The organism is Streptomyces sp. NRRL S-646, from assembly GCF_000720765.1.
In the GTDB taxonomy this organism is placed as follows: Bacteria; Actinomycetota; Actinomycetes; order Streptomycetales; family Streptomycetaceae; genus Streptomyces.
On record NZ_JODC01000027.1, the window covers coordinates 1 to 21,539 of the forward strand.

21 protein-coding genes and 1 pseudogene are annotated in these 21,539 nt (G+C 70.3%); 10 read left to right on the forward strand and 12 right to left on the reverse strand.

Features of this window, described 5'->3' with window-relative positions:
- Window positions 1–318 precede the first annotated feature (318 nt).
- Window positions 319–960 (reverse strand): DNA-3-methyladenine glycosylase, encoded by a 642-nt coding sequence (locus tag IH68_RS0143535; RefSeq protein WP_030947795.1) that lies wholly within the window; start codon window positions 958–960, stop codon window positions 319–321.
- Window positions 961–1,097: 137 nt separating this feature from the next.
- Here IH68_RS0143535 and IH68_RS0143540 point away from each other — a divergent pair, with 137 nt between their 5' ends.
- The 3 genes from IH68_RS0143540 (at window position 1,098) to IH68_RS0143550 (ending at window position 3,118) form a co-directional block, all read left to right on the forward strand.
- Window positions 1,098–1,880, forward strand: a complete 783-nt coding sequence (locus IH68_RS0143540) for a sporulation protein (RefSeq protein WP_030947796.1) — start codon at window positions 1,098–1,100, stop codon at window positions 1,878–1,880.
- Between the two features lie 42 nt (window positions 1,881–1,922).
- Window positions 1,923–2,462 carry a YbhB/YbcL family Raf kinase inhibitor-like protein gene (locus IH68_RS0143545; protein WP_030947797.1) on the forward strand — a complete coding sequence of 180 codons (540 nt, stop codon included), beginning with the start codon at window positions 1,923–1,925 and terminating at the stop codon, window positions 2,460–2,462.
- A 149-nt stretch (window positions 2,463–2,611) separates the two neighbouring features.
- Window positions 2,612–3,118, forward strand: a complete 507-nt coding sequence (locus IH68_RS0143550; protein WP_030947799.1) for an HNH endonuclease — start codon at window positions 2,612–2,614, stop codon at window positions 3,116–3,118.
- Window positions 3,119–3,182: 64 nt separating this feature from the next.
- Here IH68_RS0143550 and IH68_RS0143555 read toward each other — a convergent pair whose 3' ends face one another.
- From IH68_RS0143555 to IH68_RS0143565, 3 genes are all read right to left on the reverse strand, one after another.
- Complete coding sequence (locus tag IH68_RS0143555) at window positions 3,183–4,127, reverse strand: SPFH domain-containing protein (protein WP_030947801.1); 945 nt, start codon at window positions 4,125–4,127, stop codon at window positions 3,183–3,185.
- Between the two features lie 131 nt (window positions 4,128–4,258).
- Window positions 4,259–4,690: an NfeD family protein gene (locus tag IH68_RS0143560; RefSeq protein WP_030947802.1), complete on the reverse strand. Its 432-nt coding sequence runs from the start codon at window positions 4,688–4,690 to the stop codon at window positions 4,259–4,261.
- Window positions 4,691–4,784: 94 nt separating this feature from the next.
- The gene (locus IH68_RS0143565; protein WP_030947805.1) at window positions 4,785–5,576 is read right to left on the reverse strand and encodes an ABC transporter ATP-binding protein; all 792 of its coding nucleotides are present in this window, start codon (window positions 5,574–5,576) and stop codon (window positions 4,785–4,787) included.
- A gap of 140 nt (window positions 5,577–5,716) precedes the next feature.
- Between IH68_RS0143565 and IH68_RS0143570 the strand changes: the two genes are divergently transcribed.
- Entirely contained in the window at window positions 5,717–6,505 is a 789-nt protein-coding gene (locus tag IH68_RS0143570; RefSeq protein WP_078912881.1) for a hypothetical protein, read from the forward strand.
- Between the two features lie 230 nt (window positions 6,506–6,735).
- On the opposite strand, the gene IH68_RS0143575 is transcribed toward IH68_RS0143570, so the two are convergent.
- From IH68_RS0143575 to IH68_RS0143585, 3 genes are all read right to left on the reverse strand, one after another.
- Window positions 6,736–6,981 carry a chaplin gene (locus IH68_RS0143575; protein ID WP_030947810.1) on the reverse strand — a complete coding sequence of 82 codons (246 nt, stop codon included), beginning with the start codon at window positions 6,979–6,981 and terminating at the stop codon, window positions 6,736–6,738.
- Between the two features lie 169 nt (window positions 6,982–7,150).
- Window positions 7,151–7,792 carry a response regulator gene (locus IH68_RS0143580; protein WP_030947812.1) on the reverse strand — a complete coding sequence of 214 codons (642 nt, stop codon included), beginning with the start codon at window positions 7,790–7,792 and terminating at the stop codon, window positions 7,151–7,153.
- Window positions 7,785–8,963 carry a GAF domain-containing sensor histidine kinase gene (locus tag IH68_RS0143585; protein ID WP_030947814.1) on the reverse strand — a complete coding sequence of 393 codons (1,179 nt, stop codon included), beginning with the start codon at window positions 8,961–8,963 and terminating at the stop codon, window positions 7,785–7,787. Before IH68_RS0143585 ends, IH68_RS0143580 begins: the two co-directional genes overlap by 8 nt.
- Before the next feature lie 225 nt (window positions 8,964–9,188).
- Between IH68_RS0143585 and IH68_RS0143590 the strand changes: the two genes are divergently transcribed.
- The 3 genes from IH68_RS0143590 to IH68_RS0143600 all read left to right on the forward strand — a co-directional run bounded on the left by IH68_RS0143590 (window position 9,189) and on the right by IH68_RS0143600 (window position 12,012).
- Complete coding sequence (locus IH68_RS0143590) at window positions 9,189–9,887, forward strand: SDR family NAD(P)-dependent oxidoreductase (RefSeq protein WP_030947818.1); 699 nt, start codon at window positions 9,189–9,191, stop codon at window positions 9,885–9,887.
- Window positions 9,884–10,927 carry an S-adenosylmethionine:tRNA ribosyltransferase-isomerase gene (locus tag IH68_RS0143595; protein WP_030947821.1) on the forward strand — a complete coding sequence of 348 codons (1,044 nt, stop codon included), beginning with the start codon at window positions 9,884–9,886 and terminating at the stop codon, window positions 10,925–10,927. Before IH68_RS0143590 ends, IH68_RS0143595 begins: the two co-directional genes overlap by 4 nt.
- A 341-nt stretch (window positions 10,928–11,268) precedes the next feature.
- A complete protein-coding gene (locus IH68_RS0143600; protein WP_030947824.1) occupies window positions 11,269–12,012 on the forward strand; it encodes a transglycosylase SLT domain-containing protein in 744 nt (247 codons plus the stop codon).
- Window positions 12,013–12,119: 107 nt separating this feature from the next.
- On the opposite strand, the gene IH68_RS0143605 is transcribed toward IH68_RS0143600, so the two are convergent.
- Window positions 12,120–14,624 carry an FHA domain-containing protein gene (locus tag IH68_RS0143605; RefSeq protein ID WP_030947827.1) on the reverse strand — a complete coding sequence of 835 codons (2,505 nt, stop codon included), beginning with the start codon at window positions 14,622–14,624 and terminating at the stop codon, window positions 12,120–12,122.
- A 253-nt stretch (window positions 14,625–14,877) separates the two neighbouring features.
- Here IH68_RS0143605 and IH68_RS0143610 point away from each other — a divergent pair, with 253 nt between their 5' ends.
- The 3 genes and pseudogenes from IH68_RS0143610 to serB all read left to right on the forward strand — a co-directional run bounded on the left by IH68_RS0143610 (window position 14,878) and on the right by serB (window position 18,944).
- Window positions 14,878–16,746: a streptophobe family protein gene (locus tag IH68_RS0143610; RefSeq protein WP_037886257.1), complete on the forward strand. Its 1,869-nt coding sequence runs from the start codon at window positions 14,878–14,880 to the stop codon at window positions 16,744–16,746.
- A gap of 459 nt (window positions 16,747–17,205) precedes the next feature.
- Window positions 17,206–17,574 (forward strand): annotated as a pseudogene (locus IH68_RS58710) (chromosomal replication initiator protein DnaA); the annotation flags it as partial.
- A gap of 155 nt (window positions 17,575–17,729) precedes the next feature.
- Window positions 17,730–18,944, forward strand: a complete 1,215-nt coding sequence (gene serB, locus IH68_RS0143615; RefSeq protein ID WP_030947832.1) for a phosphoserine phosphatase SerB — start codon at window positions 17,730–17,732, stop codon at window positions 18,942–18,944.
- 110 nt (window positions 18,945–19,054) lie between these two features.
- Here serB and IH68_RS0143620 read toward each other — a convergent pair whose 3' ends face one another.
- The 4 genes from IH68_RS0143620 to IH68_RS0143635 form a co-directional block, all read right to left on the reverse strand.
- Entirely contained in the window at window positions 19,055–19,573 is a 519-nt protein-coding gene (locus IH68_RS0143620; protein WP_030947835.1) for a SixA phosphatase family protein, read from the reverse strand.
- A 65-nt stretch (window positions 19,574–19,638) separates the two neighbouring features.
- Window positions 19,639–19,845 (reverse strand): hypothetical protein, encoded by a 207-nt coding sequence (locus tag IH68_RS0143625; protein ID WP_030947837.1) that lies wholly within the window; start codon window positions 19,843–19,845, stop codon window positions 19,639–19,641.
- Between the two features lie 170 nt (window positions 19,846–20,015).
- Window positions 20,016–20,132: an SGM_5486 family transporter-associated protein gene (locus IH68_RS59290; RefSeq protein WP_097262240.1), complete on the reverse strand. Its 117-nt coding sequence runs from the start codon at window positions 20,130–20,132 to the stop codon at window positions 20,016–20,018.
- A 43-nt stretch (window positions 20,133–20,175) separates the two neighbouring features.
- Entirely contained in the window at window positions 20,176–21,474 is a 1,299-nt protein-coding gene (locus tag IH68_RS0143635; protein WP_030947840.1) for a CynX/NimT family MFS transporter, read from the reverse strand.
- Window positions 21,475–21,539 lie beyond the last annotated feature (65 nt).

A 21,539-nucleotide genomic window follows, 5' to 3' on the forward strand; every position in this document is an offset into this window, starting at 1 on the left:
GACCGTTTCCCGATCCGATTTCCTCGGTGCTTTCCAGGTTCCCGCTTTCGCGTTTCCCTTTCCGGCGGCTCCGACTCTATCAGATCCTTTCGGGCCTGATTCCCTGTCGGCGGGGCCTTTCGACATTCACTACGTTAACCGATTCCCCCGACAAACTCATAATCGAGTTCTGCGAGTCCAAATTCGAGCATGCGGGCACGCCGAATTCGACCCCGCCGAGGGGTGATCGTAGGTAGTGGTTTGGCCGCTTCCGGCTGCAGGCGATTGCCGTACCCGGTTCAGCGGCTCGGGCTACGTTACGCACCTTCCAGGGGCGCGTCAACTTGAGCGGCGCCGCGGAACGTGGGCCCTATAAGGGCTCACCGTCGGGTCGTTGGCAATCCAGAAGCGCCACGGATGCACGCCTCCGTCACCTGCCACACCGGTGCGTGGGCCGTTGCATACCTGGTCGGGGGCGACGGCGGTGCCCGTCAGGATCCGCAAGGGGGTGTCGCCCGGGGCGCACGCGTCCGTGCCGTCAAGATCGCGGGCCACGTCCAGGGCTGTCGCCAGGCGTGCGGGTCCTTTGGCCAGTTCCTTGTCGTTTCGGGCCGAGAGTCGACGTTTACGGGCGAGCTCGGCGCCCTCGACGACCTCGCCGGCCCGGAGCAGGACCGCGCTCGCCTTCCCTTCGGGGCCGCACACCAGGTTCATGCAGAACCACATGCCGTAGGTGAAGTAGACGTATACGTGCCCGGGCGGACCGAACATCACGCCGTTTCGGGCCGTGCGGCCGCGATAGGCGTGGGAGCCGGGGTCGTTCGGGCCGTCGTAGGCCTCGACCTCTGTGAGGCGCAGGGCGATCGGACCGTCCGGTGTCGTACGGACGAGGATGCGGCCCAGGAGGTCGGGGGCGACTTCCAGGACGGGGCGGTCGAAGAACTCCCTGGGCAGTGGCGTACGGTCCGGTGGCGCGATCATGGGGCACGAGCCTAGTCCAGACGGGTGGAGACCAAGGGGTGGTCAAGGTTCCCTCTCCTTGCCAGGGTGTGGGGCGGAACCGGCCGTACCCGGATCGCGTTTGTAGGGATCAAGGGTCCACACGTATAGGGAGAGACATGGCGTTCAAGAAGCTGCTCGCGAGCCTGGGGGCCGGTGGGGCTTCGGTCGAGACGGTGCTGACCGAGGTCAACGTCGTTCCGGGCGGCGTCGTCCAGGGTGAGGTGCGGATCCAGGGCGGGTCCGTGAACCAGGACATCGAGGGCCTGTCGGTCGGGCTGCAGGCCAAGGTCGAGGTCGAGAGCGGCGACGAGGAGTACAAGCAGAACATCGAGTTCACCAAGGTGCAGCTCGGTGGCGCCTTCGAGCTGCAGGCCGGGGCCGTGCACGCGGTGCCGTTCGGGCTCGAGATCCCGTGGGAGACGCCGGTCACGATGATCGACGGGCAGGCGCTGCGTGGGATGAACATCGGGGTGACCACGGAGCTGGCGATCGCGCGGGCCATCGACTCCGGCGATCTGGACCCGATCAATGTGCACCCGCTGCCCGCACAGAAGGCGATCCTGGACGCCTTCATCCAGCTGGGCTTCCGCTTCAAGAACGCGGACATGGAGCGCGGGCACATCCGGGGGACGCGCCAGAAGCTGCCGTTCTACCAGGAGATCGAGTTCTTCCCGCCGTCCCAGTACCGCGGGCTGAACCAGGTCGAGTTGAGCTTTGTGGCCGACGAGCACGCCATGGACGTCATCCTGGAGATGGACAAGAAGCCCGGTCTGTTCAGCGAGGGCAGTGACACGTTCCGGTCGTTCCAGGTGGGTCTGCACGACTTCCACGGGACCGACTGGGCGGCATACCTCAACCAGTGGCTGTCCGAGGTCGGCAGCAAGCGCAACTGGTTCTAGGCTCGGAACTGCTGATTCCGTCTTCGATCAGGAGGTACCGAGGTGACCGAGCTCAAGCGGCGGCCGCTCCCCCATGATTTCCACCCGCCCGTGCCGTCGTTCACGGTCACGAGCGAGGATGTCCAGGAGGGCGCCACGCTCAGGGACGCTCAGGTCTATGCGGCCGGCAACACCTCGCCGCAGCTGCGGTGGGAGGGCTTCCCTGCCGAGACCAAGAGTTTCGCCGTGACCTGCTACGACCCGGACGCCCCTACGGGCAGCGGGTTCTGGCACTGGACCGTGTTCGACATTCCGGCCTCGGTGACCGAGCTGCCGGCCGGTGCGGGCAGCGGCAAGTTCGAGGGGCTGCCCGAGGGTGCCGTGCAGGTGCGCAACGACTACGGGAGCAAGGACTTCGGCGGGGCTGCTCCGCCGGCCGGGGACGGGCCGCATCGGTATGTGTTCACGGTGTACGCCGTGGACCAGGAGAAGTTGGGCCCGGATTCCGATGCCTCTCCCGCCGTCATCGGTTTCAATCTGCGGTTCCACGCGATCGCGCGTGCCCAGCTGATCGGTGAGTACGAGGTGCCCGCCGAAGACTGACGTTCATGGAACGTTTGCCCGCCTCTGGTCTTGGAATTGATCAGGGGCGGGCAGTTTTTATTGCGTTGTCCATCTCGGCGTGCCCGGCCAGAGTTGATCCAAGCCCGCCCGCCAGGGGGGTGGGCCGGTGCGCATGGGAGGTGGGCTGGATGCGGGACACGCTGGTGCTGAACGCGAGCTTTGAGCCGCTGTCGACGGTGACTTTGAATCGAGCCGTCGTTCTGGTGCTGCAGGACAAGGCCGTTGTCGAGCAGGCCCACCCCGAGCTGCGCATGCGTGGAGCCGCGGTCGACATACCCGTGCCCCGGGTGATCCGGCTGTGCCGGTACGTCAGGGTGCCGTTCCGAAGACAAGCTCCGTGGTCGAGGCGGGGTGTGCTGGTCAGGGACCGGCACCGGTGCGCGTACTGCGGCCGCCGGGCGACCACTGTGGACCATGTGGTGCCGCGGGCGCAGGGTGGTCAGGACTCGTGGCTGAATACGGTGGCCTCGTGCGCGGAGGACAACCACCGCAAGGCGGACCGGACTCCGGAGCAGGCGGGTATGCCGCTGCTGCGGCAGCCGTTCGAGCCGACGCCGCAGGATGCGATGCTGCTGACGCTGGGCAGTGAGGAGTTCGAGGCGCTGCCGGACTGGCTGGCCCAGCCTGCCGCCTAGGCCGTACGCAGAACCCGGGGCTCCCCTCCTGACGGAGGTGAGCCCCGGTGTCGTACAGGAGACGTCAGTCGATTGACGGCTTCTCTCGGCGTTCCTGGGCCTTCTCCGAGCCTCCGCCGCCTGAATTGCCGCCGAACGGGCTGAAGTTGCCCATTGCGCCGGAGAGGCCCTTGAGGGCGTCGCCGATTTCGCTGGGGACGATCCAGAGCTTGTTGGCGTCGCCCTCGGCGATCTTCGGGAGCATCTGGAGGTACTGGTAGCTGAGGAGCTTCTGGTCGGGGTCGCCGGCGTGGATGGACTCGAAGACCGTGCGGATCGCCTGGGCCTCGCCCTCGGCGCGCAGGGCGGCGGCCTTGGCCTCACCTTCGGCGCGCAGGATCTGGGACTGCTTCTCACCTTCGGCGGTGAGGATGGCGGCCTGGCGCGTACCTTCGGCGGTGAGGATGGCGGCGCGCTTGTCACGGTCGGCGCGCATCTGCTTCTCCATCGAGTCCTGGATGGAGGTGGGCGGTTCGATGGCCTTGAGCTCGACGCGGTTGACGCGGATGCCCCACTTGCCGGTGGCCTCGTCGAGGACGCCGCGCAGGGCCGCGTTGATCTCCTCGCGGGATGTCAGGGTCCGCTCGAGGTCCATGCCACCGATGATGTTGCGGAGCGTGGTGACGGTGAGCTGCTCGATCGCCTGGATGTAGCTGGCGACTTCGTATGTCGCGGCCCGGGCGTCGGTCACCTGGTAATAGATGACCGTGTCGATGTTGACGACCAGGTTGTCCTGGGTGATCACCGGTTGCGGCGGGAACGGCACGACCTGCTCGCGGAGGTCGATGCGGTTGCGGATCGTGTCGATGAACGGGACCACGATGTTGAGACCCGCGTTGAGTGTCCGCGTGTAGCGGCCGAAGCGCTCGACGATGGCGGCGCTGGCCTGTGGGATGACTTGGATTGTCCTGATCAGGGCGATGAAGACCAACACCACCAGAATGATCAGGACGATGATGACCGGTTCCATCGTCGTTCCCCGTACCCTTCTCCGCCTCGGCGCTTTCGGAAGATCTTATGGTTGTTGAAGATCTTGCTGGTCGAGTCTGACAGACCGTCGCACAACTCGTGGGCTGTTCGGTTCAGTTGAGTCCTACGAGGTCAGATGACGATCGCGGTGGCTCCTTCGATCTCCACGACATCCACTTCCTGCCCCACCTCGTAGGCGCTGCCGGCGTCGAGCGAGCGCGCCGACCACACCTCGCCGGCCAGCTTGATCCGGCCTCCGGAGCCGTCGACGCGCTCGAGCACGACAGCCTGCCTGCCCTTCAACGCCTCGACTCCCGTGGCGAGTTGGGGGCGCTGCGCGCTGTGCCGGACCGCGATGGGGCGTACGACGGCGATGAGGGCGACCGAGACGACGACGAAGGCGAGCACCTGGGCCACGGAACCGAAACCCACTCCGGCCATGACGGCGGCGGCCACGGCGCCCACGGCGAGCATGCCGAACTCCGGCATCGCGGTCACCACGAGCGGGATTCCGAGCGCAGCCGCGCCGACGAGCCACCACACCCATGCGTCGATGTCGTTCACATGGTCATGGTAGGACCGCGGGTCCTGCCTCCGACAGGGCGCGATGTGGGTGGGACGGGCTTCTTACCCGTGTTTTCGCGCGGGCTTCACACCGTCAGGACAGCGGCAGGCCCTGAGCGGTCCAGCGGTCGCCGACCTGTTCGACGACGAGCGGGAGGCCGAAGCAGAGGGAGAGGTTGCGGGAGGTGAGCTCGAGCTCCAGCGGGCCGGCGGCGAGTACCTTGCCCTGGCGGATCATCAGGACGTGGGTGAAACCGGGGGCGATCTCCTCGACATGGTGGGTGACCATGATCATCGAGGGGGCGATCGGGTCGCGGGCGAGGCGGCCGAGGCGGCGGACCAGGTCCTCGCGGCCGCCGAGGTCGAGGCCGGCTGCGGGCTCGTCGAGGAGGAGGAGCTCGGGGTCGGTCATCAGGGCGCGGGCGATGAGGGTGCGCTTGCGCTCGCCCTCGGAGAGGGTGCCGAACTTGCGGTCCGCGTACTCGGTCATGCCGAGGCGGTCGAGGAAGGCGCGGGCGCGCTGCTCGTCGATGTCCTCGTAGTCCTCGTGCCAGCCGGCGGTCATGCCGTAGGCGGCGGTCAGGACGGTCTGCAGGACGGTCTGGCGCTTGGGGAGCTTGTCGGCCATGGCGATGCCGGCCATGCCGATGCGGGGGCGCAGCTCGAAGACGTCGACCTTGCCGAGGGTCTCGCCGAGGATGGTGGCGGTGCCGTTGCTGGGGAAGAGGTAGCTGGAGGCGACGTTCAGGAGGGTCGTCTTGCCGGCGCCGTTGGGGCCGAGGATGACCCAGCGTTCGCCTTCCTTGACCGACCAGGAGACCTGGTCCACCAGAGCCCGGCCCTCCCGGACCACGGATACGTCCTGAAGCTCCAGAACATCGCTCATGAGCGCGTTGTCTCCCCTTGCAGTGTGACCGGTCTCGGCGTCTCGGCTGTCGCGTGCGCGCTTTCGGGCGCAGCCCTCGATGAAATCTACGCCACCGGCCGCCCGGCCCATTCCATCGGTCCGGTCCTTAGGGTGGGGGCATGCTCTCGGAACCGCGTTCAGGACGCTTTGCTGCTTGGGGAAACGCCCTTTTGGCCGGACTTGTCTCGCCGGACGACGCTGTGCTGTCGATCGTCGGGGACGATGCCGTGCATCGCATGGAGGGGCTGCCCGGCGAGTCGGCGCCTGTCGGGCTCACGCTGGCGCTGGGCCGGCTGCGAGCGCTCGGCGCCACGGGGTTGCGGGTCGCGCTGCCCGCGCCGGGGCATCCGCTGGGGTTGAGCGGGCCGCCGGAGTTCAATGCGCGGGCGATGGACGCCGAGGAGGCGGTGGTCTGTCATGGCGCCGCGTTCGGGTTGGTGCCGGAGGTGTACGAGGCCGGACCCGACGGCGATGTGCACGTGGAGGTCGTGTGGCACTGCCTGCCGGTGCGGGAGGCTCCGCCGGCCGATGTGCCCTCGCTGGGGGAGGCCGAGCGGGAGCTGGCGGAGGCGTTGCGGGATGCGACGGAGGTTCTGTCGCGGCTGGACGTCGCCGGGTCGGGGCCGGTGGCGGAGGCGGCGATCGATGCGTACCGGGCGCGGGCCGAGCGGGGGCGGGAGGTGCTGGCGCCGGGATATCCGCCGCGGGCGGTGCGGGTACTGGAGCTGGCTCAGCGGGTGGGGCTGCTGATTTCCCTCGCCTACGGCAACGGGCAGGGGGGTGCCGTGAGTGCCGGCGAGATGGGGGCGCGGGCCGAGGCCCTGCGGCCGGTGGAGCGGACGGCTCGGCGGGCGCAGGTCGCCGCGTACAACTCCGTTGTGGAGGAGCGGGAGCGGGGGGTGCGGTGAGCGCCGGCGTTTTTGTGGCCGACGGTTGTGGTCGCGTCTGGGGGCTCTGCCCCCAGGCCCCCGTGTCGGCCTGAACGGCCTCGTCCTCAAACGCCGGACGGGCTGAGATATGCCGACCGGCGCCGTAAGGCGACCGCCCTCGAAGAGCCGTAAAACGACTGCCGTCAAAAAACTGACCGGCCTCCCGGATGCCCGGGAGGCCGGAGGCACTGCATGCCGTGTGGGCTGCGTCAGTGGTTGACGGCCAGGTTGCCGAAGGCGGGGTTCAGCACGCCGACGACGTTCACGCTGTTGCCCGAGACGTTCACCGGGACGTGCACCGGGGCCTGGACCACGTTGCCCGAGACGATGCCGGGCGAGCCCACGGCCGTCCCGTCGGCGTGCGCGCCGCCGGTGGCGGAGGCCATGCCGGCTCCAGCGGCGAGCAGACCGCCGGTCACCATCGTCACAGCCGCTGCCTTCTTCAGGTTCTTCACTTTCCAAGCCCTCCCTAGCGGTTGCCGCGGCAATCGCCGCAGCACGCACTGAAGAACGGCGGAGAACCGCGGAGGATGCGCCATCTGGGGGACATTCCCACGACGGTATGAATCTCAGTCCGGAACGGAACCCTCCGTATTGCCGCGGCGTCCCGGCGCGCGGCGTGTTTCAGCCGGTCACGCCGTGGCGGACGGCCCACAGCGCCGCCTGGGTGCGGTCCGCCAGATCGAGCTTCATCAGGATGTTCGAGACGTGGGTCTTCACGGTCTTCTCGGACAGGACGAGGGCGCGCGCGATCTCGCGGTTCGAGCGGCCGTCCGCTATCAGGCCCAGCACCTCGCGCTCCCGTTCCGTGAGCGAACCGCCCCGCCCCTGGCCCGAGTTGGCCTCCTCCTGGGACAGCAGGGCGCCGGCGACCTCGGGCTGGAGCAGGATGTGCCCGGCGTGGACGGAGCGGATCGCGCCGGCCAGGGCGTCCGGGTCCACGTCCTTGTAGACGTATCCGGCGGCGCCCGCGCGCAGGGCCGGGACCACCGTGCGCTGTTCGGTGAAGCTGGTGACGATCAGCACGCGCGCGGAGTTGTTCAGCTCGCGGAGCTTGCGCAGGGCCTCAACGCCGTCCATGCCGGGCATCTTGACGTCCATCAGCACGACGTCGGGCTGCAGTTCCTCGGCGCGCGCGACTCCTTCGGCGCCGTCAGCCGCTTCGCCCACGACCTCGATGTCGTCCTGCACTTCGAGGAACGTGCGCAGGCCACGGCGGACCACCTGGTGGTCGTCGACGAGCAGCACCTTGATTGCGTCAGCCACCGGGGACCTCCATCTCGATCGTGGTGCCCTTTCCGGGCGCCGATTCCACGGTCAGCACGCCGCCGACCCCGCTGGCGCGGTCACGCATGGACACCAGGCCCAGGTGGCGTCCCGCGCGGCGTATCGACTTCGGGTCGAAGCCGCTGCCGTCGTCCGTGACGCGGAGGACGGTCCCACTGTCGTGCCGGGTCAGGGTCACGTCCACGTGCCGCGCCCCGGAGTGCCGCAGGGCGTTGTGCAGGGCCTCCTGGGCGACGCGCAGGACGGCCTCCTCCTGGGCGGCGGGCAGGGCGCGCACGCCGCGGCTGTCGAAGGTCACACGCGCGCTGTGGGCGCGGTCGAGGACTTGGATGTGGGTACGCAGGGTGGCGACCAGGCCGTCCTCGTCGAGGGCAGCGGGGCGCAGCTCCACGACGGCGGCGCGCAGTTCGTCGGCGGCCTCGGCGGCGAGCACGGCCACCTGCTGCAGCTCGCCCTTGGCGCGGGACGGGTCGCGGTCGACGAGGGCGGCGGCGGCCTGGGCGGTCAGGCGCAGGGAGAAGAGCTTCTGGCTGACCGCGTCGTGCAGCTCGTGGGCGAGGCGCGAGCGCTCCTCGGCGATGGTCAGCTCGCGGCTGCGCTCGTACAGGCGGGCGTTGGTGAGGGCGATCGCGGCGTGCTGGGCGAGGATGGCGAGCAGGTCCTCGTCCTCTTCGGTGAAGCCGCAGCTGCCTTCCGTCTTTGGGCACGGGGGGTGTGGGGGGTTTCCCCCCACAGGGCGCAGCTTGTTTGCGAGGAACAGCGCGCCGATGACCTCGTCGCCGTCCCTGATGGGCAGTCCCAGGAAGTCGGACATGTCGGGGTGGGCGGATGGCCAGCCTTCGAAGCGGGGGTCCTTGCGGACGTCGGCGAGGCGCTCGATCTTCGCTTCCTGCAGCATCGCGGCGAGGATGCCGTGCTGGCGCGGGAGCGGGCCGATGGCCTTCCACTGCGCGTCGCTCACGCCGTCGACCACGAACTGGGCGAAGCCGCCGTGATCGTCGGGGACGCCGAGGGCGGCGTACTGCGCGTCGAGCAGCTCGCGGGCCGAGGCGACGATCGTCTTGAGGACGTCGCGCACCTCGAGATGCCTGCTCATGGCCAGCAGCGCGGAACTCACCGCGGTGAGGCCGGACCGGGGGCCGTGACTCATGCCCTCAAGGTACCGGCGGGGTGTGACAACGCGGATCGGACCTGTGACGGCGCTGCCTGCGCCGGTGGGCCTAGGCCAGGCGGACTAGGTCCGGGGCCCCGGACGGGCGGCCTAGTCCGAAGGGCCCCGGCTTTTTGCGGCCCGCGTCCGAGGCGGGGCGGGCGGGGCCGTTCCTACGTTGAGGTCACCGCCGATCGACGGGCGGGCGAGACGAGGGGACGTGTCATGCCGGTAGCGATCATCACGGGGGCTTCGAAGGGGCTGGGGCGGGCGCTCGCCGAGGCACTGGCCGCGCGCGGCTGGGATCTGGTGCTCGACGCAAGGACGGAGGGGGTTCTCAGCGAGGCGGCGGGGGCCGTGTCCGCGTACGGCACGCGCGTGACCGCCGTGCCCGGGGACGTCACGGCCGCCGGTCACCGGGCCGAGCTGGTGGCGGCCGCAAGGAAGCTGGGCGGCATCGATCTGCTGGTGAACAACGCGAGCGCGCTGGGCGCCGAGCCGCTCGTACGGCTGGAGGAGCTGTCTCTTGAGGGGTTCGGGCGGGCGCTGGAGGTGAACGTGGTGGCCGCGCTGGGCCTGGTCCAGGAGGCGCTGCCGCTGCTGCGGGCGTCCGAGGCCGGCACGGTGATCGCGGTCAGCTCGGACGCGGCCGCCGAGGCCTATGAGACGTGGGGCGGGTACGGCGCCTCGAAGGCGGCCCTCGACCATCTCGCGGCGGTGCTCGCCGAGGAGGAGCCCGCGCTGCGGGTCTGGGCGGTCGACCCCGGGGACATGGCCACGGACCTGTATGCGGCGGCCGTACCGGACGACGGTGATCCGCGGCCGACACCGGCGAGTGTGGTGCCGGCGTTCCTGCGGCTGCTGGACGAGCGTCCGGTGAGCGGCCGGTATGCGGCTCCGGCGCTGCTGGAGGGGCAGCGATGAGGGTGGCGGTGCACGTACCGGAGGAACTGTCGGCCCGGATCCCGGTCGAGCAGCGCGGGGCGGGGCTCGACCGGGATGCCGTGCGGCTGCTCCTGTCGCGCGGCTGTGAGGTGTCGCACCATGCGTTCATGGAGCTGCCGCGGCTGCTGCGGGCCGGGGATCTGCTCGTGGTGAACACCTCGCCCACACTGGCCGCTGCCGTGGACGGGCGGGTCGGGCACGCGCGCGTGGTGGTGCACTTCTCCACGCGCGGGGACGACGGGCGGTGGGCGGTCGAGCTGAGGGATCCGGACGGGCAAGGCGCCACGCGCGCGCGTGCGGGAGGACCTGCGGGCTTGGAGGTGCGGCTGCCCGGGGGCGTGCGGCTGGTTCTGGAGGAGCCGCTGAGCGCGCGCGGCGACCGGTTGTGGTGGGCGCGGGTGTCGGGGCCGGGGGTACTCGGGCTGCTGCGGGAGCACGGGCGGCCCATTCGCTACTCCTATACGGAGCGGGACCAGCCGCTGTCCGTGTACCAGACGGTGTTCGCGCTGCCGTCCGCCGACGGGACGGGCAGTGCGGAGATGCCGAGTGCGGCGCGGCCCTTCACGGCTCGGCTGGTGGCGGAGCTGGTGAGCCGGGGTGTGCAGTTCGCACCGATCACTCTGCACACGGGGGTGGCCTCGGCGGAGGCGCACGAGCCGCCGTATCCGGAGCGGTTCTCGGTGCCGGAGGCGTCGGCCCGGCTGATCAATGCCGTGCAGGCGGGCGACGGGCGGGTGGTCGCGGTCGGGACGACGGCCGTGCGGGCCGTGGAGTCGGCGGCGGGGCCGGACGGCGTCGTACGCGCGCGTGAAGGGTGGACGGATCTCGTGGTCGCCCCGGAGCGCGGGGTGCGGGTGGTGGACGGGCTGCTGACCGGGCTGCACGAGCCGGAGGCCTCGCATCTGCTGATGCTGGAGGCGATCGCCGGGCGGGCCGCGATCGACCGCAGCTACGAGGAGGCGCTGCGCGGGCTCTACCTGTGGCACGAGTTCGGGGACGTCCACCTCATCCTCCCGTAGGAGGCTCCTCACGCAGTGCATTGCTCAAGCAACTCATGGTGAGACCGTTGCGGCGACGATGTGAGCCCGCGCATAGGGCGCAGATCACGTACGAAGGGCGATAGGAGACAGACCCTCCCCTCATGAGCGGGGCGAACGGTCCAGTCTGTCCGTTTTTGCCCTCACCCGATCCACTACCGGGGATCGTACGTCACACCTTTGCCACGATATTTTGCGGCCGCTAAGAATGGCTGTCGTCGCTCAGCGCCGCGGGTTCCCCCCGCGGCGTTTGTGCGGGAAGGACCCGTGTCCCCCGCCGGACGTAGAGCGACCTCCGCGCTATTCGAAGAGGTCCGTCTGCCATGCTCAAGAACACCAACATTCGCCGTCTCAGTCGCTCGCTCACCCGTCACCAGAAGGTCGCGATGGCCGGTGTCGCCACCCTCGGTGCCGCCGCTCTCGCGTTCTCCGCGGTGCCCAGCAACGCCGAGACGACCACGAACGAGGCCACCGTCTCGACGGCCAAGGTGGAGTACGGCTCCGACCAGATCAAGGACGTCAAGGCCAGCGTCACCGACCAGCTCGCCGGTGCCAGCCTGAAGGCCGAGGCCATCAAGGCAAAGGCTGAGGCCAAGGCCAAGAAGAAGGCCGCAGCCGAGGCCGCAGCGAAGAAGGCGGCCGCCGCAGCCGCGGCCAAGAAGAAGGCCGAGGCCGCGCGCAAGGCGAAGGAGGCCGCGAGCCGGTCCGCCCAGCGCGCCGCGATCAAGCCGGTCGCCAAGACCTACGCGAACAACCTCGACGGCTGGATCAGGAACGCGCTCGACATCATGCAGTCGAAGGGCATACCGGGCAGCTACAACGGCCTGTACCGCAACATCATGCGGGAGTCCTCGGGCAACCCGAACGCCATCAACGACTGGGACATCAACGCCATCAACGGCATCCCGTCGAAGGGCCTGCTGCAGGTGATCCCGCCGACCTTCAGCGCGTACCACGTCAACGGCACGTCCTGGAACATCTACGACCCGGTCGCCAACATCACCGCCGCCGCCAACTACGCGGCCGACAAGTACGGCTCGATCGACAACGTCAACAGCGCGTACTGAGGTCGGCGCGGACCTCTGCACGTGAACGCCGAAGGGCGGCACCCCTTGATGGGTGCCGCCCTTCGCGCCGTACGAGAACGCCCTACGAGAGCGTCGTAGGACTGCGACTACTTGCGCATGACCTCCGGCTCGTGGCGGCGCAGGAAGCGGGCGACGAAGAAGGCGCAGATCACACCGAGCGCGATCAGGGCGATCATGTCCATGCTCCAGGCGCCCACGGTGTGCTCCCAGAGCGGGTCGTTGGGCTTGCCCTTGCCGGGCGGGCTGATCCTGTTGAAGTCGAGCGTGGCGCCCGCGGCGGCGACGGCCCAGCGGGACGGCATCAGGTACGAGAACTGGTTGACGCCGATCGCGCCGTTCAGGGCGAAGAGGCAGCCCGTGAAGACGACCTGGACGATCGCGAACATGACCAGCAGGGGCATGGTCTTCTCGGATGTCTTCACCAGCGCGGAGATGATCAGGCCGAACATCATCGAGGTGAAGCCCAGGGCCATGACCGGGATGGTGAGCTCGAGCAGCGGGAGGTTCTTGAGAACCAGGCCCTCCGTCGGGATCGTCCGGCTGGCGAAGCCGATCATGCCGACCATCAGACCCTGCAGCACCGTGATGAAGCCGAGCACGAAGACCTTGGACATCAGGTACGCGGAGCGGGACAGGCCGGTCGCGCGCTCCCGCTCGTAGATGACCCGTTCCTTGATCAGCTCACGGACGGAGTTCGCGGCGCCGGCGAAGCAGGCGCCGACCGCGAGGATCAGCAGGACCGTGGTGGCCGTGCCGTTCGGGACCGGCTGCTGGGTCGTCGGGTTGATCTCCGTGTTGACCAGCAGGTCCTTGCCCGAGTCGATGAGCAGGCTCACCGAGCCGAGGACGAGCGGCAGGATCACCGTCAGGGCGAGGAAGCCCTTGTCGGAGGCTATGACGGAGACATAGCGGCGCACCAGGGTGCCGAACTGGCTCATCCAGCCCTGTGGCTTCGGCGGCTTCATCGCCTGCATCGGAGGCATCTGTACGGACTGTGGTGCAACGGCGTCGATGTCCGCGGCGTACATCTGGTAGTGCTGCGAGCCCTTCCAGCGCCCCGCCCAGTCGTAGTCGCGGTAGTTCTCGAAGGCGGAGAAGACGTCGGCCCAGGTGTCGTAGCCGAAGAAGTTCAGCGCCTCCTCCGGCGGGCCGAAGTAGGCGACCGCGCCGCCCGGGGCCATCACCAGGAGCTTGTCGCACAGCGCCAGCTCGGCCACGGAGTGGGTGACGACGAGGACCGTACGGCCGTCGTCGGCAAGGCCGCGCAGCAGCTGCATGACGTCGCGGTCCATGCCCGGGTCGAGGCCCGAGGTCGGCTCGTCCAGGAAGATCAGCGACGGCTTGGTGAGCAGCTCCAGGGCCACCGAGACGCGCTTGCGCTGGCCGCCGGAGAGGGAGGTGACCTTCTTCTCCTTGTGGATGTCGAGCTTCAGCTCGCGCAGCACCTCGTCTATGCGGGCCTCGCGCTCGGCGCCGGTGGTGTCGGCGGGGAAGCGCAGCTTGGCCGCGTACTTGAGGGCCTTCTTGACGGTCAGTTCCTTGTGCAGGATGTCGTCCTGCGGGACCAGACCGATGCGCTGGCGCAGCTCGGCGAACTGCTTGTACAGGTTGCGGTTGTCGTAGAGGACGTCGCCCTGGTTGGCGGGGCGGTAGCCGGTGAGCGCCTTGAGCAGGGTCGACTTGCCGGAGCCGGACGGGCCGATGACCGCGATCAGGGACTTCTCCGGGACGCCGAAGGAGACGTCCTTGAGGATCTGCTTGCCGCCATCGACCGTGACGGTCAGATGGCGGGCCGAGAAGGACACCTCACCGGTGTCGACGAACTCCTCGAGGTGGTCGCCGACGATCCGGAACGTGGAGTGGCCGACGCCGACGATGTCGGTCGGGCCGAGCAGCGCCGAGCCGCCCTTGGGGATCGGCTGGCCGTTGACGTAGGTGCCGTTGTGCGAGCCGAGGTCGCGGATCTCCATGCGGCCGTCGGGCGTCGAGTGGAACTCGGCGTGGTTCCGGGAGACCTGCAGGTCGGAGACGACCAGCTCGTTCTCCAGGGCACGGCCGATGCGCATCACGCGGCCGATGGAGAACTGGTGGAACGTGGTGGGGCTGCGGTCGCCGTAGACCGGCGGCGCCCCCGCGCCACCACCGGGGCCCTGCTGCTGCGGGATCGGCGCGGCGGCCTGCTGCGGCTGCTGCCAGCCGGGCTGCGGGGCCTGCTGCTGCGGCGGTGTCTGCTGGGCCCAGCCGGGGCCGGCGCCCTGAGCGGCGTACGGCTGCTGCTGGGGCTGGGCGACGGCGGCCGCCGCGCCGGTGACGTTGACCAGCGGGCCGTCGGTCGCGTTGCCCAGGTGCACCGCCGAGCCGGGCCCGATCTCCATGTGATGGATCCGCTGCCCCTGCACGAACGTGCCGTTGGTGGAGCCCTGGTCCTCGATGACCCAACTGCGGCCGCCCCAGCTGATCGTGGCGTGACGCCAGGACACTCTGGCGTCGTCGAGCACGATGTCCCCCTGCGGATCGCGTCCGAGGGTGTACGGCCTGGACGGGTCGAGCGTCCAGGTACGTCCATTCAATTCCAGTACGAGTTCCGGCACTCCATGCCCCACTGAGTAGTCCCCCGAGTTACCCCCAACACAGGGAGTCTAGGGATGTCGAACATCGTCGGGAACTATTTCAGGCTCGCCCCCCTGACCGAAAGTCGGGCCTTGTGCACCACCACGCGCATACGCATCGGCTGGTTCCGTTGACGGGGTTGAAACCGCCCCGGAGAGTGGTAATCCACGCGAGGGGGACTTGCGCGGCCACCGTGCCGCAATGCGGATCGGGGGGTCTGCCATGAGCGCGTCCATGAGTACGTCGTCGAGTGCCGAGTCCGTCAGGAGCGGCACGAGGGTGCCGTGGGGGGACGTTCTGCTGTCCGCGATCGCCTCCGTGAGCTGGGCGTTGATCGGGATGGCGGGCACGGCGGCGCTCGGCCTGCATCTGCTGGAGGCGGACGCGTCTGGCTCGCTCGGGCCGATGACCGCGGCGGTGGTGGCACTTGGGGCGGGTGGTTCGGTCACACCGTCCGGGGACGTGTCCGCGTTCGGCCTGAAAGGCGCTCAGGCGCATACGGCCGTCACGATCACGCCATTGGGGGTGAGCCTGGTCGGCGCACTCCTGCTCTCGTGGTTCTTCCTACGGTCCTTGCGGGCGGCGGGAGTTGTGATCGCGCCGGCCGAACTCCTCGCGCGCGCGGGCGCGGTGGTCGCGCTGTTCGTGGCGACGCTGGGCGGGCTGGCCTGGGCGGGGCACGACGTCATCACGATCGACGGCGGTTCGCTGGGGCTCGACAAGCTGCCCGGCGGAGGCGGCGGGGGCGGCGTCGACATCCCCGGTCTCGGCGACATCGGGAACATCGGCGGGCTGCTGCCCGACAACATCGGCAACCTCATCCAGGCGAAGGCGGCGGTCGGCTTCACCGTCGACACGGCGCCCACGCTGCTGGGCGGGCTCGGCTGGTCGGCCGGCATCCTGCTGATCGCCCTGCTGGCCTCGCGCCGCACTCCCCTGCCACACGGCTGGGAGGCCGCGCACCGGGTCGTACGGCCGGCGGCATCGGCGATCGTCACGGTGCTGCTGGTGGCAGTGGTGGCGGGCCTCGCGGCGGGGGCGTATGCGGCGATCGGCGACGACCACCCCAAGCGGATCTTCGGGGCCGCGCTGCTGGGCGCGCCCAACGGCACCTGGCTGGGCATCCCCATCGGCCTGTTCGTGCCGTTCGACGGCAGGGCCACGGGCGTACTGACCAAGTTCCTGCCGCATCCGCTCGACAGCCTGCTCACTGCGAAGACCGACCGGTCGGTGACTCTGGGGCGGCTGGCGGACCTGGACGGGCGGGTGTGGCTGCTGGGGGTGGCGGCGGTCTTGATGATGCTGCTGGCGGGGGTGCTGGCCGCGGTGCGGACGCCGGTGGTGGCCGCGGCTTCGCCGGCTGCGGGTCCTTCGGGCGTACGAGGTCCGGGTGCCCTCGGGTTCGCCGGGCGCTGTGCGGTGCGGCTGGGGGTCGTGACGGCGCTGACACTGCCGCTGCTGGCGTGGCTGACGGAGGTGTCGGTGGACGCCTCGCTGTCGGTGCTGGGCTTCGATGCGTTCGGCGCAGGGATCGAGTTGCACGGGCACCTCGGCATGGCGCTGCTGCTGGGCGCCCTGTGGGGCGCGGGAGCGGGGGCTGCCGGGGCGCTGCTGGCGTGGGCGACCGGGGCGGCGGGGCGGCGGGCGGCGCCGTTGGCGCTGAGCGGCGGGGTCGCGGGGGTGCCGGCCGGGGATGCCGGGTATCCGCAGTACGTGCGCGAAGCCGGGGGCGCGTCGGGGCCGTACACGCCCAGTACGCCGTACCGGGCGCCGAATCCCACCACCAATCCGTATCTGCAGCTGCCGGACGAGCTGCGGGAGCCGGAGGACGCGCGTCCGCCGGACGGGGCCCGGCAGGGTCCGCCGGGTGCCCCCGGACGCGGACGGCCGCCCGGCGACGCCCAGGACCCCGGCGGCTCGCCACCGCCCGCTACCGGCAACAGCGACATGTACGGCGCACCGACGGTGGCCCGCCCGATGGGCAGCCCCCCGCCCCGGACACCGCCGCCCCGACGCGGGAAGCGGCCGAAGCCCGGTCCGAACGAAGGCCCGCCCCCACCCCAGCCCCCGCCCCCTCCGGGGAGGCCGAAGGACGACCGCTGAGCCATACGCGTCGGCCGCCGCGGGAACCGGGACGCCCGGCGCGCATGTGCCCTTCAGGGTGACCACCGAGAGCGGATGCGACCGGGACAGGGGTCGGCGACCTCCACGACTCCCGCCGGCCAGAGGCAGACCGCAGAGGGGCATACGCCGACCCCGACGAAACCGGGCTGTACGGCACAGCGCTCCGCAAGCGGACCTCGCCGACAGCTGGTGCGGCGGATGCGGCCGATGCAGTAGTGGGCCGACGGGTAGGCCCTCCCGCCGGCCGAAGCGAGGCGCCGAGCAGGACGCATCGCCACCTGACGGAACCGGGCCGTCCTACGTGCGTATGCCGCTCTGCGATGTCCGCCGGGCGTCCACTCGGGCGCGCCGCCAGGTCGAGGGGGTCGCTGGGGCTGGCCGGGCCACCAGGGGTGCATAACCAACCCCTGAGTCTTCCGCCGGCCAGAGGAGGACGCTCCGCCGGATACACCCGCCCCGAGGGAACCGGCCCCCGCCACACGTGCCCCCGACGCCACCGGCCCGCCCCAGCCGCGCTACGAGGAGCCCGAGCTCCCCTCCGGGCAGTACGACGGCTACGGCCGCCACCGCGCCGACGACCGACGGGTGAACCGCCCCGAGCAGCTCGCCGGCGACCCGGGCGACCAGCTGCCCACCGCCCGCCCCGCCTACCCCTCGGAGTACCAGCGCCCCGAGCCCGGCGCCTGGCCGCGCCCGTCGCAGGACGAGTGCAGCCGGCAGCAGCAGCGCCTCGGCTTCCCCGAGCGGGACCCGTACGCCTCGCCGCCGCCGGACTCATACGGCTCACCGGCACACGTGCGCCGCCCCGGGGCACCCGCCGACAGCCGCAGCGACCCATGCCGCCGGTGCAGTCGTGGCCGGCCCGTAAAGCTTTCGCCATTCGTTCGACACCCACTGTTCCGTGTCCGCTAGGCGGACCGCGGCGGCGGGCGGCACTGGGTGCCGGATACGGTGGATACACCATGAGCGCATCGCAGACCTCGACCTCTGACGTCCCCACCCTCCTCGTCAAGATCTTCGGCAAGGACCGGCCGGGCATCACGGCCGGACTGTTCGACACCCTCGCCGCCTACTCCGTCGACGTGGTCGACATCGAGCAGGTCGTCACCCGTGGCCGGCTCACGCTGTGCGCGCTCGTGACCCCGCCGCCCCACGGGCTCGAGGGAGATCTGCGGGCCACCGTCCACAGCTGGGCGGAGTCGATGAAGATGCAGGCGGAGATCATCTCCGGGCGGGGTGACAACCGCCCTCGCGGCCTCGGACGCTCACTGGTCACGGTCCTCGGTCACCCGCTCACGGCGGAGGCGACCGCCCGGATCGCCGCGCAGATCGCCTCCGTCGGCGGCAACATCGACCGCATTTTCCGCCTCGCCAAGTACCCCGTCACGGCGGTCGAGTTCGCGGTGTCCGGCGTCGAGACCGAACCGCTGCGCACCGCCCTGGTGACGGACGCCGCGGCACTGGGTGTCGATGTGGCGGTCGTCGCGGCGGGGCTGCACCGGCGGGCGCAGCGGCTGGTCGTCATGGACGTCGACTCGACGCTCATCCAGGACGAGGTGATCGAGCTCTTCGCGGCGCATGCAGGCTGCGAGGACAAGGTCGCCGAGGTGACCGCAGCCGCGATGCGCGGGGAGCTGGACTTCGAGCAGTCGCTGCACGCGCGCGTGGCGCTCCTGGAGGGGCTCGACGCGTCCGTGGTGGACAAGGTGCGCAGTGAGGTGCGGCTGACGCCGGGGGCGCGGACTCTGATCCGTACGCTCAAGCGGCTCGGGTACCAAGTGGGTGTGGTCTCCGGGGGGTTCACCCAGGTCACGGATGATCTGAAGGAGCGGCTGGGGCTCGACTTCGCACAGGCCAACACCCTGGAGATCGTCGGCGGCAAGCTCACCGGCAGGGTCACCGGCGAGATCGTCGACCGCGCGGGCAAGGCACGCCTGCTGCGCCGGTTCGCCGCGGAGGCGGGCGTACCGCTCGCCCAGACCGTGGCGATCGGCGACGGCGCCAACGACCTGGACATGCTCAACGCGGCCGGTCTCGGCGTCGCCTTCAATGCCAAGCCGGTCGTACGGGAGGCCGCGCACACCGCGGTGAACGTGCCCTTCCTCGACACGGTCCTGTATCTGCTGGGCGTCACCCGCGAAGAGGTCGAGGCGGCGGACACGCACGACGATCAGTAGTCGCCGATATCCGCACGTCGAGGGGGCCCGGCACCATGGTGGTGCCGGGCCCCTCGGTCGTCGTGTCGCCTGCTCGCTTCGTCGGTCGCCTGCTGGTTCCGCCGGGTCGTCTACTCGGTCGGCGCCCAGTACTCCAGCAGCGTGGCCACACCCGGCTCCAGGCTCTTCCAGGGGCCCTCGAAGGACAGGACGGCGAAGGCGGCGGCCGGGAACCCGCGGCGGTTCATCCGCTCACCGGCGTCCCCCTCGGACGAGCCGGCCAGGATCTCTGCAAGGCCCTGCACGCCCGGGTTGTGACCGATGAGTACGGCGTTCTGCACGTCGTCGGGGGTCTCGTTGAGCAGCGCGATCAGCTCGCCGGGTGAGGCCTCGTAGACCCGCTCCTCGTAGACGGTTTTCGGCCGGTGCGGGAACTCATGGACGGCGAGCTTCCAGGTCTCGCGGGTCCGGATCGCGGTGGAGCAGAGGGCCAGATCGAAGGGGATACCGGTGTCGGTCAGCTTGCGTCCGGCGACTGCGGCGTCCGTGCGGCCCCGCTCGGCGAGGGGGCGCTCGTGGTCGGTCACCTGTGGCCAGTCGGCTTTCGCATGCCGGAAGAGGACGATCCTGCGGGGTTCTGCGACGCTCATGGGTCCCAGCTTCGCATGAAACAGGCCATGGGGCGCAGGGAGTTGACTGGCGGCCGAACCGGTGCTCAGCGGCCAATGAGCTGCTGTGCCCGCTCGAAGAGGTGGGTGATCGCCGGGTCGCCCGCCGCCGCCTGCGCGTCCGACGGGTTCAGCATCAGTGCGAGCAGCACGATGAAGGCGAGCGTCGGCAGGGCGAGGGCCCACCAGGGCAGCCGGATGTCGACGCCGGCCGTGGTCGCCGGGTGGGGCCGGGTGTGCGACTGGGCCGACATGGGTGCCTCCGCTGGTCTTCGAGTCTGCGGTGATCCGCCTCTCGCGGTCACACTTCGAAGTTACGGAATCCGGAGCCCTCAACCCATCCGGAGATCCACCCAGTTGACCCTGACACTCACCCCCTAGGGGATGGTGGTGCCAGCCCCACCATCGGGCCGCCGGCGGACGGTCACGGCGAGGCGATCGTCGCGATGACGGCGATGATCACGAAGATGGCGAGGAACGAGCCGAAGACGAGCAGCATCTTCTTCTGGCCGTTCTGGGGGTTCGGGTCGAGCACTGGCATAGGGCAAGTCTCGCACCCGGCGCCCGCGACGGTTCGGCCGGGGTCAGCGGACCGCCTCGTCCTCCACCGTGCGGTTGCGCCCCGCCAGGACGCCGACGACCATCTGCGGGACCATCAGGGCGGCCATCAGCGCGATGGGCAGTCCCCAGCCGCCGCTGTGCTGGTACAGCACACCCACCAGGAGCGGGCCGGGAACGGAGATCAGATAGCCGGTGCTCTGCGCGAACGCCGACAGCTGGGCGACGCCCGCGCCGGTCCTGGCCCGCATGCCGACCATGGTGAGGGCCAGCGGGAAGGCACAGTTGGCGACACCCAGCAGCAGCGCCCAGGCCCAGGCACCGGCGGCAGGTGCGAGGTACAGGCCGGCGTAACCGGCGAGACCGCAGGCGCCGAGCGCGATCACGATCGGCCCCTGGTGCGGCAGCCTGGCGGCGACGCGCGGGATGACGAAGGCCAGCGGCACACCCATCACCATCGTGACGGCGAGCAGCAGCCCCGCCGTGCCCGCGGGCACGCCCGCGTCCCGGAAGATCTGCGCCATCCAGCCCATCGTGACGTACGCGGCGGTGGCCTGCAGCCCGAAGAAGACGGCGAGCGCCCAGGCGGTGCGGCTCCGGGTGATGCGCAGCGCGGGCGCCTCCACGCGCGCGTGCTCCTGCCGCCCGGCCGGCTGCTCGGCGGGCACCGCACCCCGCTGCCGTACGAACGGGATCCACGGCAGTACGGCAGCCGCCGCGAGGGCCGCCCACACCGTGAGTCCCGACTGCCAACTTCCGCCCAGCGCCTCGGTCATGGGCACCGTCACCGCGGCCGCCGCGGCGGTGCCCAGGGCGAGCGCCATCGAGTAGAGGCCGGTCATGGAGCCGACCCGGTCCGGGAACCAGCGCTTGACGATGACCGGCATCAGGACGTTGCTGACCGCTATGCCCATGAGGGCGAGTGCGCTGGCGGCCAGGAAGCCGGCCGTGCCGCCCGCGTACGGCCGTATGAGCAGGCCCGCGGTGATGGCGACCATGCCCGCGCACACCACCGCGCCCGGTCCGAAGCGGCGGGCCAGGCGCGGGGCCGTGACGCCGAAGACGGCGAAGCAGAGCGGGGGCACGGAGGTGAGCAGGCCGGCCACGCTGCCGCTCATGCCGAGCCCGTCGCGGACCTCTTCGAGGAGCGCGCCCAGGCTGGTGATGGCGGGGCGGAGGTTCAGGGCCGACAGCACGATGCCGAGCACGAGCAGTCTCGTCGTCCACGCGCGCGTGGCGGGTCGTCGGGGCTCGCCCGCGGCCGAAACGGCCGCGGGCGTGAACGTCGTCGTCCGGGTTTCCTCACGTGCCATGCCGTCCATCATAGAATCATAGGATGATTGGTTGTCCATCCCCGGGTCGGCCGGACCCGCCCACCGCGTGCGAAGGT

What these genes read in the sequence shown, in the direction of transcription:
- IH68_RS0143535 (WP_030947795.1), bottom strand. Translation starts at nt 960, where the DNA reads ATGATCGCGCCACCGGACCGTACGCCACTGCCCAGGGAGTTCTTCGAC.
- IH68_RS0143540 (WP_030947796.1), top strand. Translation starts at nt 1,098, where the DNA reads ATGGCGTTCAAGAAGCTGCTCGCGAGCCTGGGGGCCGGTGGGGCTTCG.
- IH68_RS0143550 (WP_030947799.1), top strand. Translation starts at nt 2,612, where the DNA reads ATGCGGGACACGCTGGTGCTGAACGCGAGCTTTGAGCCGCTGTCGACG.
- IH68_RS0143555 (WP_030947801.1), bottom strand. Translation starts at nt 4,127, where the DNA reads ATGGAACCGGTCATCATCGTCCTGATCATTCTGGTGGTGTTGGTCTTC.
- IH68_RS0143565 (WP_030947805.1), bottom strand. Translation starts at nt 5,576, where the DNA reads ATGAGCGATGTTCTGGAGCTTCAGGACGTATCCGTGGTCCGGGAGGGC.
- IH68_RS0143570 (WP_078912881.1), top strand. Translation starts at nt 5,717, where the DNA reads ATGCTCTCGGAACCGCGTTCAGGACGCTTTGCTGCTTGGGGAAACGCC.
- IH68_RS0143585 (WP_030947814.1), bottom strand. Translation starts at nt 8,963, where the DNA reads ATGAGTCACGGCCCCCGGTCCGGCCTCACCGCGGTGAGTTCCGCGCTG.
- IH68_RS0143590 (WP_030947818.1), top strand. Translation starts at nt 9,189, where the DNA reads ATGCCGGTAGCGATCATCACGGGGGCTTCGAAGGGGCTGGGGCGGGCG.
- IH68_RS0143595 (WP_030947821.1), top strand. Translation starts at nt 9,884, where the DNA reads ATGAGGGTGGCGGTGCACGTACCGGAGGAACTGTCGGCCCGGATCCCG.
- IH68_RS0143600 (WP_030947824.1), top strand. Translation starts at nt 11,269, where the DNA reads ATGCTCAAGAACACCAACATTCGCCGTCTCAGTCGCTCGCTCACCCGT.
- IH68_RS0143610 (WP_037886257.1), top strand. Translation starts at nt 14,878, where the DNA reads ATGAGTACGTCGTCGAGTGCCGAGTCCGTCAGGAGCGGCACGAGGGTG.
- serB (WP_030947832.1), top strand. Translation starts at nt 17,730, where the DNA reads ATGAGCGCATCGCAGACCTCGACCTCTGACGTCCCCACCCTCCTCGTC.
- IH68_RS0143620 (WP_030947835.1), bottom strand. Translation starts at nt 19,573, where the DNA reads ATGAGCGTCGCAGAACCCCGCAGGATCGTCCTCTTCCGGCATGCGAAA.
- IH68_RS0143625 (WP_030947837.1), bottom strand. Translation starts at nt 19,845, where the DNA reads ATGTCGGCCCAGTCGCACACCCGGCCCCACCCGGCGACCACGGCCGGC.
- IH68_RS59290 (WP_097262240.1), bottom strand. Translation starts at nt 20,132, where the DNA reads ATGCCAGTGCTCGACCCGAACCCCCAGAACGGCCAGAAGAAGATGCTG.
- IH68_RS0143635 (WP_030947840.1), bottom strand. Translation starts at nt 21,474, where the DNA reads ATGATGGACGGCATGGCACGTGAGGAAACCCGGACGACGACGTTCACG.